Annotated in this window: 13 protein-coding genes, 1 pseudogene and 1 riboswitch; of the genes and pseudogenes, 7 read left to right on the forward strand and 7 right to left on the reverse strand. The window is 71.7% G+C overall.

Features of this window, described 5'->3' with window-relative positions:
* Positions 1 to 17 precede the first annotated feature (17 nt).
* The 4 genes from GA0070216_RS06360 to GA0070216_RS06375 form a co-directional block, all read right to left on the reverse strand.
* Positions 18 to 734 (reverse strand): thymidine kinase, encoded by a 717-nt coding sequence (locus GA0070216_RS06360; protein ID WP_091240337.1) that lies wholly within the window; start codon positions 732 to 734, stop codon positions 18 to 20.
* Positions 735 to 779: 45 nt separating this feature from the next.
* The gene (locus GA0070216_RS06365; protein WP_091240340.1) at positions 780 to 2,171 is read right to left on the reverse strand and encodes an MFS transporter; all 1,392 of its coding nucleotides are present in this window, start codon (positions 2,169 to 2,171) and stop codon (positions 780 to 782) included.
* Positions 2,172 to 2,186: 15 nt separating this feature from the next.
* Entirely contained in the window at positions 2,187 to 2,954 is a 768-nt protein-coding gene (locus GA0070216_RS06370; protein WP_091240343.1) for a glycerophosphodiester phosphodiesterase family protein, read from the reverse strand.
* Positions 2,955 to 3,021: 67 nt separating this feature from the next.
* Positions 3,022 to 3,798 (reverse strand): lysophospholipid acyltransferase family protein, encoded by a 777-nt coding sequence (locus tag GA0070216_RS06375; protein ID WP_091240346.1) that lies wholly within the window; start codon positions 3,796 to 3,798, stop codon positions 3,022 to 3,024.
* Between the two features lie 172 nt (positions 3,799 to 3,970).
* Here GA0070216_RS06375 and GA0070216_RS06380 point away from each other — a divergent pair, with 172 nt between their 5' ends.
* The 3 genes from GA0070216_RS06380 (at position 3,971) to GA0070216_RS36025 (ending at position 7,714) form a co-directional block, all read left to right on the forward strand.
* On the forward strand, positions 3,971 to 5,377 hold the full coding sequence (locus GA0070216_RS06380; RefSeq protein ID WP_091240349.1) for a cytochrome ubiquinol oxidase subunit I: 1,407 nt from the start codon (positions 3,971 to 3,973) through the stop codon (positions 5,375 to 5,377).
* Between the two features lie 15 nt (positions 5,378 to 5,392).
* Positions 5,393 to 6,391, forward strand: a complete 999-nt coding sequence (gene cydB, locus GA0070216_RS06385) for a cytochrome d ubiquinol oxidase subunit II (protein WP_091240353.1) — start codon at positions 5,393 to 5,395, stop codon at positions 6,389 to 6,391.
* Between the two features lie 117 nt (positions 6,392 to 6,508).
* Positions 6,509 to 7,714 carry a GNAT family N-acetyltransferase gene (locus GA0070216_RS36025; RefSeq protein WP_091240357.1) on the forward strand — a complete coding sequence of 402 codons (1,206 nt, stop codon included), beginning with the start codon at positions 6,509 to 6,511 and terminating at the stop codon, positions 7,712 to 7,714.
* 143 nt (positions 7,715 to 7,857) lie between these two features.
* Here GA0070216_RS36025 and GA0070216_RS06395 read toward each other — a convergent pair whose 3' ends face one another.
* Together GA0070216_RS06395 and GA0070216_RS06400 are read right to left on the reverse strand one after the other, a co-directional pair.
* Positions 7,858 to 8,562: a hypothetical protein gene (locus GA0070216_RS06395; RefSeq protein ID WP_091240360.1), complete on the reverse strand. Its 705-nt coding sequence runs from the start codon at positions 8,560 to 8,562 to the stop codon at positions 7,858 to 7,860.
* Between the two features lie 67 nt (positions 8,563 to 8,629).
* Positions 8,630 to 9,091, reverse strand: a complete 462-nt coding sequence (locus tag GA0070216_RS06400; protein WP_091240364.1) for a peroxiredoxin — start codon at positions 9,089 to 9,091, stop codon at positions 8,630 to 8,632.
* Between the two features lie 157 nt (positions 9,092 to 9,248).
* Between GA0070216_RS06400 and GA0070216_RS06405 the strand changes: the two genes are divergently transcribed.
* Complete coding sequence (locus GA0070216_RS06405) at positions 9,249 to 9,977, forward strand: SDR family NAD(P)-dependent oxidoreductase (protein WP_091240367.1); 729 nt, start codon at positions 9,249 to 9,251, stop codon at positions 9,975 to 9,977.
* Here the strand turns inward: GA0070216_RS06405 and GA0070216_RS06410 are convergent.
* Positions 9,915 to 10,691, reverse strand: a complete 777-nt coding sequence (locus GA0070216_RS06410; RefSeq protein ID WP_091240370.1) for a MerR family transcriptional regulator — start codon at positions 10,689 to 10,691, stop codon at positions 9,915 to 9,917. The genes GA0070216_RS06405 and GA0070216_RS06410 overlap by 63 nt on opposite strands.
* Before the next feature lie 83 nt (positions 10,692 to 10,774).
* Here GA0070216_RS06410 and GA0070216_RS06415 point away from each other — a divergent pair.
* The 3 genes and pseudogenes from GA0070216_RS06415 (at position 10,775) to GA0070216_RS06425 (ending at position 14,986) form a co-directional block, all read left to right on the forward strand.
* Positions 10,775 to 12,359 (forward strand): annotated as a pseudogene (locus GA0070216_RS06415) (DUF6194 family protein).
* Positions 12,360 to 12,917: 558 nt separating this feature from the next.
* Entirely contained in the window at positions 12,918 to 13,922 is a 1,005-nt protein-coding gene (locus GA0070216_RS06420) for a tyrosine-type recombinase/integrase (RefSeq protein ID WP_091240372.1), read from the forward strand.
* Positions 13,923 to 13,999: 77 nt separating this feature from the next.
* Positions 14,000 to 14,076: riboswitch (ZMP/ZTP riboswitch) on the forward strand.
* Positions 14,077 to 14,089: 13 nt separating this feature from the next.
* Positions 14,090 to 14,986, forward strand: a complete 897-nt coding sequence (locus tag GA0070216_RS06425) for a bifunctional 5,10-methylenetetrahydrofolate dehydrogenase/5,10-methenyltetrahydrofolate cyclohydrolase (protein WP_091240375.1) — start codon at positions 14,090 to 14,092, stop codon at positions 14,984 to 14,986.
* Positions 14,987 to 14,996 lie beyond the last annotated feature (10 nt).

Below are 14,996 nucleotides of genomic sequence, written 5' to 3' on the forward strand. Positions count from 1 at the left end.
TCACGGGTCGTGGTGACTCAGGCGCGCGGGCCGAGATCACCCGAGCGGTAGTGCCGCCGGCACAGCACCTGGTAGCGCACGTCGGCGGTGTCGACGGTGTCACCGATGACGACCTGGGCGCCCTCGCGGACCACCCGGCCGGCGACGACCCGGGCGTTGAGCAGCCCCTCCCGGCCGCACCAGCACAGCACCTCCACCTGGATGCGGGCCACCTCGTCGGCCAGTTCGAACAGCCGCCGGGCGGCGGGGAACAGGCAGGACCGGAAGTCGGTGGCCAGGCCGAAGGCGTACACGTCGACGTCGTAGCCGTCGACCAGTTCGGCCATCTGCTCGACGTGCGCCACGTCGTAGAACGACGCCTCGTCGCAGATCAGGTAGTCGATGCGGACCCCCTCGGCCCAGGTGTCGCGGACCAGGGCACGCAGGTCCAACGTGTCGGTCACCTCGACCGCCGAGTGGGCCAGCCCGATGCGGGTGGTCACCTGCGGGCCCAACGACCGGTCGATGCGGGTGGTGACCAGACCCCGCCGCCCCTGCCGGGCGTGGTTGTAGTTCATCTGCAACGCCATCGTCGACTTGCCGCAGTCCATCGGACCCCAGAAGAACTTCAACGCGGCGGCGTGCAACGGGCGGCCGTCGACACCCCGCGCGGCGGCACAGCCGGTCCCCCCGTCGTCCGGGCCCGGGAGCGGGCGGGCCAGGCAGGTGGGGGTGGCAGCGGCGTCGTCGGTCACGTCGGGGCAGCCTAGCCCATCGGCACGGGTGGATCGGGCCGGTGGTCAGAGCACCCGGGGCGGGGTGTTGCCGGCGGCGAGGATGGCCCGGCGCATCGGCACGGCCGCCAACAACGCGAACCCGACCACGAAGAAGATCAGCAGCGAGACCAGACCCACCCGGTAGGAGGAGGTGAGCTGGAAGACCAACCCGAACGCCAGCGGGCCGAGCCAACTGGTGCCCTTGTCGCTGATCTCGTAGAACCCGTAGTACTCGCCCTCCTTGCCGGCGGGGATGAGCTGACTGAACAGCGACCGGCTCAACGCCTGGCTGCCGCCGAGGACCAGGCCGATCGCCGCACCGAGGATCATGAACGGCAGCGGCGCCTCGGCGGGCAACCGGAACGCGCCGAGGATCACCCCCGTCCACAGCACCAACGACAGCAGCACCGTCTTCCACGCGCCGATGCGCCGGGCCAACGCGCCCAACCCCAGCGCCCCGCCGAAGGCGAGGAACTGCACCAGCAGGATCGTCACGATCAGGGTGCTCTGCCCCAGCCGCAACTCCTCGGTGCCGTACTGGCTGGCCAGGGTGATCACCGTCTGGATGCCGTCGTTGTAGACCAGGAACGCCAGCAGGAAGTACAGCGTCAACGGATACGCCTTGATCTCCCGCAGGGTCCGACCCAGTTGCCGGAACCCGTCGGTGACCACGTTGCGGCCGCCACCACGCACCGCCTCGACGGTGGGATGCTCCCGCAGCCACCGCAACGGCACCAGGGTGAACACCGCCCACCACACCCCGGCCGACACGATCGACCAGCGGGCCAGGTCCAGGGTGCGCTGCGGATTGCCGTCCTCACTGAGCAGGGTGACGGCCACCAGGTTCAACGCCAGCAGCACACCGCCGCCGAGGTAGCCGATGGCCCAGCCGCGACTGGACACGGCGTCGCGTTCGTCGGGGCCGGCGAGCTGCGGCAGGAACGAGTTGTACACCACCACCGCCGCCCCGAAGGCGATGTTGGCGACCAGGAACAGCGCCCCACCGAGCAGGTACCGCTCGCCGGTGACCAACGCCATCGCGATGGTCGCCCCGGCCCCGGTGAACGCCGCGCCGGCCAACAGCCGCTTCTTGTGCATGGTCCGGTCGGCGATCGCCCCCACCACGGGCAGCACGAACACGGTCAGGAACACCGACAACGAGATCAGGTACGGGTAGTACGAGCCGGCGGCCACCCGGATGCCCAGCGGGTGCACGTACCCGTCGCAGCTGTCCGCGCCGAGTTCACAGCCGGCGGCCAACTCGGTGACGGTGGTGAGGAACGGGCCGAGGAAGACCGTGATGACGGTGGTCTGGAAGGCCGAGTTGGCCCAGTCGTACAGGTACCAGCCACGCCGTTCCCGGCGCAGGCCCGCCGGGGCGTCGACGACGGTGGGGGTGGTGACCGGGTCGGCCATCGCGGTCCTCGGGGCTCAGGCGGCCCAGAGGCCGCGGCTGCGGTAGACGTCGCGCAGCACGCCGACGTGATCGGTCATGATGCCATCCACACCACGATCAAGTAAGTCGTGCATCTGGACAGGTTCGTCGATCGTCCAGACGTGCACCTGCAACCCCAACCGGTGGCAGTAGGACAGGAACCGGCGGTCGACCACCGGCACCCGCCCGTACCGGGGCGGCACCTGCGCGGCCACCACCGACGGCGGCAACCGCACCGGCCGGCCGTGCCGCGACGCCCACCACAGCCGGGCCACCCCCCGCATGCCCAGCCCGGTGGCCACCCGCCCCGCGGTGGCCGCCCGCAACCGGGCCAGCCGGGCGTCGCTGAACGACGCCAGCAGCACCCGGTCGGCCGCGCCGACCCGGGTCACCGCCGCCACCGCCGGGGTGACCCCACCGTCGGCCTTCACGTCGATGTTGAACCGGACCTGCGGCCAACCGGCCAGCACCTCGTCGAGCCGGGGTACGACCGCCGCGCCGCCGACCCGCACCGACGCCAGGTCGGCCCAGCGCAGGTCGGCGAGGCGTCTCCGGTCCCCGGTGACCCGGTGCAGGGTGGCGTCGTGGAAGACCACGCACACCCCGTCGGCGGTGCCGTGCACGTCGGTCTCCACGTACCGGTAGCCCAGGTCGACGGCCCGGGTGAACGCGGCGACGGTGTTCTCGTCGCCGTCGGTGGCGCCACCGCGGTGGGCGAAGGCCAGCGGGGTGGGGGCGTCCAGGTAACCGGGACGGGTCAGCACGCAGCGCAGTATGCCCGCCCGGCGTGACCGCCGGGTGGCCGACCGGCGATCTTTCGTGGGCGGCGGGTCAACTGGCGGTGGGGCGGTGGTGGGTCCGGCTGCTGTCGACGGGGCGGCCCGGGTCGACGTGCCGGGGCCGGTCGGGTTCGTCGGCGCGCAGCGGGGCCAGGGTGTCGGTGATGGCGTCGATGATCCGGTCGGTGCCGCGACGCGCCGCGCCGGGCGCGGCGGGGGAGAGGTCCCGCAGGTCCAGTGGCGCCCCGAAGCTGACCCGGATCACCGGGCGGCGCACCAGCGCCCGCCCCAGCCCGCGCAGCATGCCCCGGGGCGCCTGGTAGGGCAGCACCTCGTGCGACCCCCACTGGGCGACGGGCACCACCGGGGCGCCGCAGGCCATGGCGAGCCGGGCGGTGCCGGTCTTGCCCCGTTCGGGCCACATGCCGGGGTCGAGGCCGATCCGCCCTTCCGGGTAGACCAGCACCACGGAACCGGCGGTGACCGCGGCGGCGGCGGCGTCGAGCGCCTGGCGTACGCCGGTGGTGCCCCGGTCGACGCGCAGGTGCCCGGCGTGGCGCATCAGCGCGCCGAGCCCGGGGGTCCGGAACAACCCGCCGGTGGCCATGAAGCGGGGCGCCATGCCCCGGGCCCGGCAGGCGGCGCCCAGCACGATGGGGTCGAAGGGGCTGATGTGGTTGGCGGCCAGGATCAGCGGTCCCCGGCGCAGGTGCGCGGGGACGTCCCCGCTGACCTCCAGCCGGGCCAGCGCGGCGACGACCAGCCGGGCGAACAGTTGGGCGGCACGCCAGAACAGTGGTGGCTGCCAGCCGGGGCGCGGGGTGTCCATCAGTCGCCGATGGTCGCACGGGCGTGGGGGAGGACCGGACCCGGGTCGGGCGGCCTGCGGTGATCAGGGTCATTGGTCCCGGGCCGGATCGGGACCCCTGGCCCTGCCACCCGCCCTACGACAGGCAGTAGTATTTACTACGTCTCGTAGTATTAACGGCAGGGGGATCTCGGTGGACGCGTTGGACGTCGCCCGCTGGCAGTTCGGTGTCACCACCGTCTACCACTTTCTCTTCGTACCACTCACCATCGGGCTGTCCGTCCTGGTCGCCATCCTCCAGACCCGATGGCACCGCACCGGCGACGAGAAATACCTCAAACTCACCAAGTTCTACGGCAAACTCTTCCTGATCAACTTCGCCATGGGAGTGGTCACCGGCATCGTGCAGGAATTCCAGTTCGGCATGAACTGGTCCGACTACTCCCGCTTCGTCGGCGACATCTTCGGCGCACCCCTGGCCATCGAAGCCCTGGTCGCCTTCTTCCTCGAATCCACCTTCATCGGCCTGTGGATCTTCGGCTGGGACCGGCTACCCCCACGCCTGCACCTGGCCAGCATCTGGGCCGCCGCCATCGGCACCAACCTGTCTGCCTACTTCATCCTCGCCGCCAACTCGTTCATGCAGAACCCCGTCGGCTACCGCTTCAACCCCGACACCGGACGCGCCGAACTCACCGACTTCGTCGCCGTCCTCACCAACAAGGTCGCCCTGATCACCTTCCCGCACACCCTCGCCGGCGCCTTCCTCGTCGCCGGCTCCCTCGTCACCACCGTCGGCCTCTGGCACCTCATGCGCCACCGCACCAGCCCCGACACCGACGCCTACCGGTACGCCACCCGCTTCGGCGCCTGGGTCGTGCTCATCTCCTCGACCCTGGTCCTGCTCACCGGCGACATCCAAGGCAAGATCATGACCCAGGTGCAGCCGATGAAGATGGCCGCCGCCGAAGGCCTCTACACCACCGAGAGCCCCGCCTCATTCTCCGTGCTCACCATCGGCAGCCTCGACGGCAGCCGCGAGGTCTTCGCCCTCAAGATCCCCTACCTGCTGTCCTACCTCGGCACCGGCGACCCCCACGGCACCGTCCACGGCATCAACGACCTCCAGGCCCAGTACGCCAGCCAGTACGGCCCCGGCAGCTACACCCCGATCATCCCGGTCACCTACTGGAGCTTCCGCTTCATGATCGGCTTCGGACTCGCCGCCGCCGCCATCGCCCTGCTCGTCCTCTGGACCCAACGCAAAGGCCGCACCCCCACCAACCGCTGGCTGCTGCGCGCCGGCCTGATCATGCCCGCCCTGCCGCTGCTCGCGAACTCCTTCGGCTGGATCTTCACCGAGATGGGCCGCCAACCCTGGATCGTCTTCGGCGAAATGCTCACCCGCGACGGCGTCTCCCGCAGCGTCTCCCTGACCGAGGTCCTCACCTCCTTCACCGCCTTCACCCTCATCTACGCCGTCCTCGCCGTCATCGAATTCAAACTCCTGCTCCGCTACGCCCGCGCCGGCGTACCCGACGTCACCCCCACCCCCGACGACACCGACGACGCCGAGCGCCCGCTCGCCTTCGCCTACTGATCCCCGGAGCCCCCCGTGGAACTGACCACCATCTGGTTTCTCCTCGTCGCCGTGCTCTTCACCGGCTACTTCATCCTCGAAGGCTTCGACTTCGGCGTCGGCATGCTCCTGCCCGTCCTCGGCCGCGACGACCGGCAACGCCGCGTCCTCATCAACACCATCGGCCCCGTCTGGGACGGCAACGAGGTCTGGCTCATCACCGCCGGCGGCGCCATGTTCGCCGCCTTCCCCGAGTGGTACGCCACCCTCTTCTCCGGCTTCTACCTGCCCCTACTACTCATCCTGCTCGCCCTCATCGCCCGCGGCGTCGCCTTCGAATACCGCCACAAGCGCCCCGAAGCCTCCTGGAAACGCCGCTGGGACCACGCCATCTTCTGGGGCTCCGCCATCCCCGCCCTACTCTGGGGCATCGCCTTCGCCAACATCTTCCGCGGCGTACCCCTGGACGCCGACCACGAATACGTCGGCGGCCTACTCCACCTGCTGCACCCCTACGCCCTGCTCGGCGGCCTGACCACCCTCGGCCTGTTCCTCACCCACGGCGCAGTGTTCCTCGCCCTCAAGACCACCGGCGACATCCGCCACCGCGCCGGCACCCTCGCCGTCCGACTCGGCCTCGGCACCGCCGTCGTCGCCGTCGCCTTCCTCACCTGGACCCTCACCATCCGCTCCAGCCCGGCCGCCGTCGTACTCGCCGCCAGCGTCGCCCTCGCCCTGCTCGGCGCCCTCGCCGCCGCCCGGGTACGCCGCGAAGGCTGGGCCTTCACCGGCACCGCCGTCGCCATCGCCCTCGCCGTGGCCACCCTGTTCGCCGCCCTGTTCCCCAACGTCATGCCCTCGACCCTGGACCCCGCCGGCACCCTCACCGCCACCAACGCCGCCTCCACCCCCTACACCCTCACAATCATGACCTGGGTGGCGGTGATCTTCACCCCGATCGTCCTCGCCTACCAAGGTTGGACCTACTGGGTGTTCCGCAAGCGAATCGGGGTACAGAACATCCCGCAACACTGAAAGACGCGCGAGGGGCGCGGGGACGCGGGGCCGGGGCGAGGGGGTCGCACCGGCCCCGCAACGCGCCCCACACACAAACCGATCGCCGCCCCACCCACCCACCGCTATCGTCGCCGCATGCGCCACACCCCCCACGTCCGGGAACTCACCGACGACGACGCCACCGCCGCCTGGCACCTCGGCCGCACCGCCTTCGGCTCCGACCCGCAACCACCACCACCGACCACCACCCCCACCCCCGGCACCACCCGCTACGGCGCGTTCGACCACACCGGCCGCCTCATCGGCAAAGCCGCCGACCTCCACCACGACCAGTGGTGGGACGGCCGCACCGTCGCCGCCGCCGACATCGCCAGCGTCGCCGTCACCCCCGAAGCCCGCGGCCGAGGCGTCGCCCGCGCCCTGCTCACCACCCTGCTGCGCGGCGCACACGACCGGGGCGCCGCCATCAGCGCGCTCTTCCCCACCGTCGCCGCCCCCTACCGGGCCTGCGGCTGGGAAACCGCGGGCACCCTACGCACCGTCGCCCTACCCACCGCCCTGCTCACCCGCCACCAACCCACCCCACACCTCACCGTCCGACCCGGCACCTCCGCCGACCTCACCGCCGTCGACGACCTACACACCCACACCACCCGCCACCGCCGCGGCCTACTCGCCCGCAGCGGACCCCTGCACGAACACCACCGCGCCCGCCACACCACCGACGCCACCCTGCCCTACGACGGCCTCACCCTCGTCGAACACCACGGCCACCTCGTCGGCTACGCCGGCTGGAACCGCCGCGACGGCTACGGCGACCACGGCACCCTCACCATCGAAGACCTCGCCGCCACCACCGCCGACGCCGCCCGCGAACTCGTCGGCATCCTCGCCAGCTGGCACAGCGTCGCCCCGACCCTGCGCCTGCCCCTGCTCCCCGGCGACCCCCTCACCCCCCACCTACCGGTGGAGAAGGCCCGCGAACACGAACAGGACACCTGGATGCACCGCCCCGTCGACGTCACCCGCGCCGTCCGCGACCGGGGCTGGCCGGCACACCTGCACGGCACCGCCACCTTCACCCTCGACGACCCCCTCGCCGACTGGAACACCGGCACCTGGCACCTGGAGATCACCAACGGCAGCGCCGACCTACGCCGCACCACCACCCCCGCCGACCTGCACCTCACCGTCCGCGGCTTCGCCCTGCTCTACACCGGCGCCGCCACCGCCCGCACCATCGCCCAGGCCGGCCTGCTGCACCACCCGACCGGCACCGACCCCGCCACCCTCGACCTGCTCGCCGCCGGCGGCCCGGCCCAACTCGGCGACTACTTCTGACCCACCACCCCGGCCCGGCGTGTCCCCACCCACCGCACCGACCGGCGTCACCGCCGCACCACACCCCCGACCGCCGCGGTGACGCCCCGACCGCCACCCGAACACGGGAAACCAGCCGTCGGGCCGCCCACCACGAACCGACCTCAGCGCGCCTCGCGCAACTCCGCCAACCGCGCCTCGATCTCCGCCAACTCGGCCCGCAGCTTCTCCGCCTGCTGCTCCGCCTCCGACCGCTCCGCCGACAGGATCTGCTCCACCGCCTCCTGCACCCCCGGCACGTCCACCAGCGCCACCATCCGCAACGCCTCCGCCGGCTTCACCACGTACGGCTTCGCCAACGCCTTCGCGCCCTGCTGCGCCGCCACCGTCCACTCACCGTCGGCATACGCCAACGTCACCGTCAGCCCCGCCGGCCCCTTCGGCTTCACCACCTTCGCCGGCCGACGCGCCACAGGCTTCTCCACCACCGGCACCGGCTCCACCCTCGACTCCTCCCGACGCGGCACCGGCACCGGCACCCGAGGCGTGTCCAGCACGAACTCCGGCTCCGGCTTCGATACCGACTCCACCTGCTCCACCACCGGCTCCGGCTTCGGCTCCGCCACCCGGCGACCCGCCCCGCGCGGCGCCACCGCCACATCAGCGGGGGAGAAGGGCAACTCGTCGCGGCCGAACCGCACCACCACGAACTCGTCGGACACCGCCGGATCGGTCAGCTCCACCACCTGACCCACCTGGCCGGCGATCTGCCCCGCCGACGCGGTGAACACCACCTTCGGTTTCCGCCCCGCCGTCAACGCCTCCCGGATGCCCCGCACCTCGTCATCGGACAAACCCTGGCCCACCATCACAGCCCTCTTTCGTACACGTGTGTCATTCCTGCCTTGATACCAGCCGACGGCGACAACCGGAAGATCAGCCCCCCAGAACCCGCAACGCCTCATCGGCATGCTCGTTCATCCCCAACTCACTGTGCACCACCGCCAGCACCCGCCGATCCACCCCGATCACGAACGTCATCCGCCGGGTACTCAACGGCCCCAACGGCAACCGCCGCCGCACCCCGAACGCCTGCGCCACCACACCCTCGACATCCGACAACAACGGATAGTCGAACCCGTGCAACCGGGAGAACTCCGCCTGCTTCGCCACCGGATCCCGACTGATCCCCACCCGCTGCGCCCCCACCGCCGCGAACTCCGCCGCCAGATCCCGGAAGTGACAACTCTCCGCCGTACACCCACGGGTCATCGCCGCCGGATAGAAGAACAACACCACCGGCCCCGACGCCAACAACTCCGACAACCGCCGCGGCGTACCCGTCTGATCCGGCAGGACGAAATCCTCCACCAGACCACCGACACTCACACCCACCACACACCTCCACCGATCCGTCCGAAACGCGGTGAGCGTAAGCGATCACCCCGCCCACCACCGCACCACCGCGCCACGTGACCGCCCACACCCCGCCCACCCCACCGGCCGGGCGGTACCGTCACACCACCGCACCACAGGCCGACAGGGGAGCAGGGCATTGACTCCGGTCACCGTCATCACCGGCGGCAGCCGAGGCATCGGCGCCGCCACCGCCCGACGACTCGCCGCCGAGGGCCACCACCTCGCCATCGGCTACCGCCGCGACCACGCCGCCGCAGCCACCGTCGTCGCCGACATCCACCGCCTCGGCCGCCGCGCCATCGCCGTACCCGCCGACACCACCGACCCGAACCACATCGACCGCCTCTTCACCGCCGCCACCGACCTCGGCCCCCTCACCGCCCTGGTCAACAACGCCGGCGTCACCAGCCCCATCGGCCCCTTCACCGACCTGCGCCCCGACGACCTACGCCGGGTCGTCGACGTCAACCTCATCGGCTACGTCCTCTGCGCCCAACAGGCCGCCCGCCGACTCACCCACGGCGGCGTCATCGTCAACATCTCCTCCGCCGCCGCCACCCTCGGCAGCCCGGGGGAGTACATCCACTACGCCGCCGTCAAAGCCGCCACCGACACCCTCACCATCGGCCTGGCCAAGGAACTCGCCCCCCGCGGCATCCGGGTCAACGCCGTCGCCCCCGGCATCATCCGCACCGACATCCACGCCGACTCCGGAGTGCCCGACCGCCCGGACACCGCCGCCGGCCGCATCCCACTCGGCCGCGCCGGTGAACCCGACGAGGTCGCCGGGGCCGTCGCCTGGCTACTCGGCCCCGACGCCACCTACACCACCGGCACCGTGCTGCGCGTCGCCGGCGGCCTGTAGACCGGCGGACGCGGGACCGGTAGTCCGGTCGAGAAACGACAGGTAGTCCGCGAGACGGGCGGCACCGGTCAGCATCGCCCGCCCGCAGCCCGTGATCCGCCCCCGCCACTGGTCGATCGAGGCCGCCAGCGGGCCGGGCCCACCCGCGGCGTGCACCTGCCCGATCACGGCAGCGATGCGATCCAGCGGGTAACCGCCGCGACGAAGCAGATGAGCGAGTTCGGCATCACGCACGTCATCGGGGGAGTAGGACCGCGCGGTCCCCGACCGGGCCGGAGCCAGGACGCCGGCACGTTCCCACTTGCGCAGCGTGGCCGGGGTGACACCGAGCCGGCGGGCAAGGACACCGACCGGGACGGGCCCGCCCGGACCCGGAGCGGCAGGCACACCGGAGGCAAGCACGACAGCCGTCGAGGCGACCCCGTCCAGGATCTCCCGGTCACGTTGAAGCTGCACATGGGCGGTGTCGAGCACGGCCAGGGCCGTCGGAAGATCGCCGCAGAGCACCGACCGCATGACCTCACCGGCCCTGCGGTAGCCGTACCCCGGAACAAGCGCGACGTAGGCGTCCAACGCGCCCGCATGGTCGTCGGTGTAGACCCGGTAACCACTCTCCGTCCGCGCGGCGGGAGGGATCACCCCGGCCTGCTCGTAGTTGCGAACCGCCTGCGCAGACAGCCCGTGCGCCCGCGCCAGATCCACCGGCCGATACACCGCCTTTTTAGACTTCAACCAGTTCCCCCCAGGTCAGTCCAGGAAAAAGTCTCCACCGCAGGTTCAACGATACGGTTGAGGTCATGGCTTTCGACACCGAGCTGCAGTCCCTGATCACCGCCCACCGGCCGCACCTACTCGCGATCGGTGAGCCCTACCACGGCGAGCCGGCATTCCCGCACCTGCGGAACCGGATTCTCGAAACACTCGCCGAGCACGGTTTCCGGTCGATCGCCATCGAGTCGGACCGGGCCGCCGCCCTCGCCGTCGACGACTACGTACAGGGCCGGCGCGACGACGTGGACCTGGCCACCGGCATCAGCCACGGCTGGGGCGCCCACCCCGCCAGCCGTGAACTGGTCGACTGGCTGCGCGCCCACAACGACATGCTGCCGGCCGGCGACCGCATCGCCTTCCACGGCTTCGACGCTCCCACCGAGATCACCGGCGCGCCCAGCCCCGGGCCACTTCTCCGCGAGCTGCGCGACTACCTCGGGGTGCCAGCGCCAGACCTGGACCGCATGCTCGGCGACGAGGGACGCTGGACCGCGCAGGAGATCATGTTCGACGCGACGCGATCTCCCGGCCGGTCACCGGAGGCAACCGCGCTGCGCGGTCTCGCCGAGGATCTCCGAGCCCAGCTGTACGCCGACGCGCCCCAGCTGATCAGGGACACCTCCACGGCACTCTGGAACCGCGCCAGGGTGCTCGCCAGCACGGTCATCGGCCTGCTCACCTACCATGCGGCGATGGCCGAACCGGGCACCCCGTCGCAGCGGGTCGGCCGGCTGCTCGCGGTGCGCGACGCCCTGATGGCGCAGAACCTGCTCGACATCCACGCGCACGAACGGGACCGTGGGCCGACCCTGGTGTCCGCGAACAACGCCCACCTGCAACGGCACCCGAGCCGGTGGGCCACCCACTGGGACGGCATCGACCTGGCAACACAGTGGAACGGGGCCGGCTCGATCGTGTCGCCGCTGCTCGGGGACAGGTACGTGTACGTGGCCGGCAGCCTCGGGGCGAGCGGCCCGGTCGGCCTCGGGCAGCCGGAGCCCGGAACCTACGAGGAACGGCTCGGCCCAGAGACCGGGATCTTCCCACCGCCGGCCGGTAGCGATCTGCGCGCACGTGTGGTGGACCTGCTCGGGCACTTCCCGCTGGACGCGGGCACGATCGAGACCTGCGACGCGATCCTGCACATCGGCTCCGCGCCGGGGGCGGCCGACGCGGCCCGGATCGTCGGCCTTCCCGGGGTGACCGAGACCCGGATTCCGCCGGGCTCCGAGATGCCGCCCTACACCTGGGGCGACCGGTTCTTCTTCGCCGGCGAGGACCGAACGCGGCCGTTCGCCACGATCGTCCTGCACGACGTCCCGACCTTCGACGAGCGGTCGCGCCTGTCCGAGCCCGGACGGTACCGGCTCAACATCGAGGTGGGGCGTGCCGAGTTCCGGAACCTGTTCGGCTACGGCCCGGAGGAGTTCGCCGCACGCAGCGGCGGGGTCGACTTCGCGGAGCCGGACCGCTTGATGCCACATCCGATGTACGCCGTGCAGGGCTGGGCGAGTGTGGTCAACCCCGGGCCCGGCCACCGCCGACGAGGTGGCGCGGCTGGTGGCGCAGGCACGCTCCCGCAGCGCGGAGCGTGCGCGACGCAGGAGCTGACCGCAGGTCCAGCGGCGGACGCGACGCGCGGCCGGGCGTGGCCACGACGCATCCGTCCGCACCTCGGCCACCTGCAGGACATGGATTCGATAATGTACATTATGTAAAGTAGAACGCCCGGCGGTCTCCTCCGGGCAGCGGGCGCCTCAGCGCGCCACCCACCGACGAGGGCGGCCCGACGCCGGGAACCGCGCCGCCCTCGCCCCGAGGTGACGCCGGCCGTCAGGATCAACCAGGCGCGGCTCGGGTACGGCGGCGGCGGGTCGGCGGCGATCCAGCGCCAGGACCTCCGGCAGGATCCGGGCGAAGACGGTGCCCGCACCGACCCTCGGGCGGTGGGCCGATCATGGCAACCGGCACCGGGATGTCGTTCCGGGCACCGCTGGCGGACGGGATGATCAGGCAGGTGGGTGCCGACGGGCAGGCACGTCGCTCCCGCCACGCCTGCCCGGGGCCGCGCATGCGGGAGCATTCGGCGGTGGGGCGCCGACGCACATCGTGTGCGCCCCTCCCCTTCCCCGGTGGCCAGGAACCCGAGAAAGCTGCATAATATCCCTTATGCATGATAGACGGGACGAATCGGTTGGACGGCTCATCGAGGAGTTCCTGACGGCACGGGCCACCCGCAAGCCCTCCCCGCACACCCAGGAGGCCTACCGGCGGGACCTGCGCGCCGTCGCGACACTGGCCGGTGCGGAGCACACCCCTCCCCTGTCCCCGGACGCCCTGATGATCTCCACCCTCTCCCCCAGGGTGATGCGGGCGGCGTTCGCCCGGTTCGCCACTCCCCGGGCGGCCTCGTCGGTGCACCGGGCCTGGTCGAGCTGGAACGGGTTCTTCTCGTTCCTGGTTGCCGAACAGGTGGTGGCGGGCAATCCGATGCCGGCGGTGGGGCGACCCCGTACCCCGCTCCCCCAGCCCAAGCCGTTGCGGGGTGAGGACACCCCGGAGGTGCTCCTGGCGTCGGTGTCGCGGGAGGACGCACGGCAGCGCGATCCGTGGCCGGAGCGGGACGTCGCGGTGCTGGCGTTGGCGTTGTGCGCGGGGCTGCGCCTGGCGGAGCTGTTGGCGTTGCGGGTGTCGTCGGTGTCGGGGCGGGCCGGTGAGCGGCGGGTGGCGGTGGACGGCAAGGGCGGCCGGCCGAGGGTGGTGCCGGTGGAGCCGGAGTTGGACGAGGTGGTGTCGGCCTACCTGGACAGCCGGCGGCGGCGGTTCGGGGCGCGCAGCGTGCGGCCGGACGAGGTGTTGTTGGTGGATCGGCGGGGTGAACCGCTGCGTCGGGGTGGGTTGCAGTATCTGGTGGATTCCTGTTACCGGCGGGCGGGGATCACCGATCGGGTGCCGGCGGGGGCCCGGTTGCACGCGTTGCGGCACACGTTCGCCACCCGGTTGGCCGAGGACGGGGCGGGGGCGGCGGAGATCATGCGATTGCTGGGGCATGCGTCGTTGGCGTCGTCGCAGACGTACATCGAGGTGACGGCGGGTCAGCAACGGGCGGCGGTGCGGTCGAACCGGACGAACCGGGTGTTGGTGGGGTTGATGTCGGGTGGTGGGCGCGACTGAGGGGGTGGCGTCACCGGTGCGCGCCGCGCGGGCGGACGGTGTCGGCCGGGTGGGTGCGGTTGTGGCATGGTGGGGGGTGGATGCGACTGGCGGCACGGGGATGGGTCAACCATCGGGGAGCTCGTCGCGGGGGTCGACCGCCTGGGCCTCCGTGGTCGAGGTGAGCCATGTCTGTGTCTTTCTCTTCCTCCCCTGTGGCCGGTTCGGCGCGGTTGCTGCCGGGTGGGCCGGTGGCGGATCGGATTCTCGCCGAGGTCGCCGAGGGGGTGGCGGCGTTGCGGGCGGCCGGGGTGGTGCCGACGTTGGCGACGGTGCTGGTGGGTGACGACGACGCGAGTGTGGGATACATCCGGATAAAGCAGCGGCAGGCGGCGGAGTTGGGTTTCGCGTCGCCGCATGTGCGGTTGCCGGCGTCGGCGACGCAGGCGGATCTGCACCGGGTGTTGGCGGATTTCAACGACGACGCCGGGGTGCACGCGGTGTTGGTGCAGCATCCGGTTCCGGGGCACCTGGACTATGACCGGGCGTTGCAGGTGTTGGATCCGGATTCCGACGTGGACGGGATGCACCCGGTGAACATGGGCCGGTTGGCGTTGGGGTTGCCGGGGCCGTTGCCGTGTACGCCGGCGGGGATCGAGGCGTTGTTGGCGTTCCACGGGGTGCCGGTGGCGGGGCGGGAAGTGGTGGTGCTGGGTCGGGGTGCGACGTTGGGTCGTCCGTTGGCGATGTTGCTGGCGCAGAAGCGGCCGACGGCGAATGCGGCGGTGACGGTGGTGCACACGGGGGTGGCGGACTGGCCCCGGTATACCCGGCGGGCGGAGATTCTGGTGGCGGCGGTGGGGGTGCCGGGGATCGTGCGGCCGGAGCATGTGCGGCCGGGTGCGGTGGTGGTCGGTGGTGGGGTGCGTTACGCGGGTCGGCGGTTGTTGCCGGACGTGGACGAGTCGTGTGCGCGGGTGGCGGGGGCGATCACGCCGCGGGTGGGTGGGGTGGGTCCGACGACGGTGGCGATGTTGTTCCGTAACGCGTGGTGGGCGGCGCGGCGGGCTGCGGGGCGGGGGTGACCGGTGGGCG

Origin of the sequence: Micromonospora matsumotoense, assembly GCF_900091525.1 — a bacterium.
In the GTDB taxonomy this organism is placed as follows: Bacteria; Actinomycetota; Actinomycetes; order Mycobacteriales; family Micromonosporaceae; genus Micromonospora; species Micromonospora matsumotoensis.